We start from the raw sequence: 776 nt of genomic DNA, 5'->3' as shown, positions 1-776 counted from the left end.
TTGCGCTCGCCGACCTTGGTATTTCCTCAGCTATTAGCGGCGGCTATCTCGCGGGCTGTCCGGCCATCTAGACTAGCCTCCAAAACCGCCGCATGGACCGCCAGTGCGGCAGCGAGTTGCGGTGCATCTAGGCTGGCGATAAAGGCATCCTCTGGCCCACCCGCCGGCCCCACGAAGCTGCCCGGCGTCGCGGTGACGCTGCCGTGCTGGCGATATCCTAGAAACTCGGCGCCCGGGGCGATGGCAGTCGTGTACCTTGGAATACGACAGGCCGACGGCAACCCCGCATTGGCCCAAGCCTTCCCAAACGCGTGCCCGCCGCCGACGCCAAGGCGGTCAATCTCCCGGCGCCTATTATCGTTGCATGCGGATAATGTCTGCGCCCAGCGGGCTGCGCGATTGCGCCGATAGTCTTTGGCCTTCCGAGCCGCGCTCGACAAGCCCGACCGCTCGGGAAACGCGCCCATGGCCGGAAGGGAAAGGTGTCTGTCGTTATCTGCCTGCCGCTCTTCATCTGTCTTTCGGCGCATGCCTTTGGGCTGTCTAAACAACTCCGCAGTGTCATGCCAGCGCCCGTCAGATCCGAGCCAGGCGGTGATCTGCCCACGGCTGTCAATGCGCAGGCGCGCCCGCATCGGCGCATCAAGCTCCGCCGCAATGATAGGGCCATATCCGTCGCGCGCGCGAATAGCGTCCTTCGCGGCGAGCCGAACCATTTCGTCAGGCGACGGTCGGATTTCCACGATCCGGTCAACCTGGGTGCCACCAACTTCGTT

Annotated in this window: 1 protein-coding gene; it reads right to left on the bottom strand. The window is 64.2% G+C overall.

Features of this window, described 5'->3' with window-relative positions; all coding sequences use genetic code 11:
* Positions 1-26 precede the first annotated feature (26 nt).
* Positions 27-776: hypothetical protein (locus tag IVA74_RS15515; RefSeq protein ID WP_247345216.1), on the bottom strand; the 750-nt coding region annotated here is incomplete at its 5' end.

This window comes from Bradyrhizobium sp. 132 (assembly GCF_023074185.1).
In the GTDB taxonomy this organism is placed as follows: Bacteria; Pseudomonadota; Alphaproteobacteria; order Rhizobiales; family Xanthobacteraceae; genus Bradyrhizobium.
Note: the sequence above shows the minus strand (reverse complement) of the source record. Positions and strands in the feature narration are given on the sequence as shown.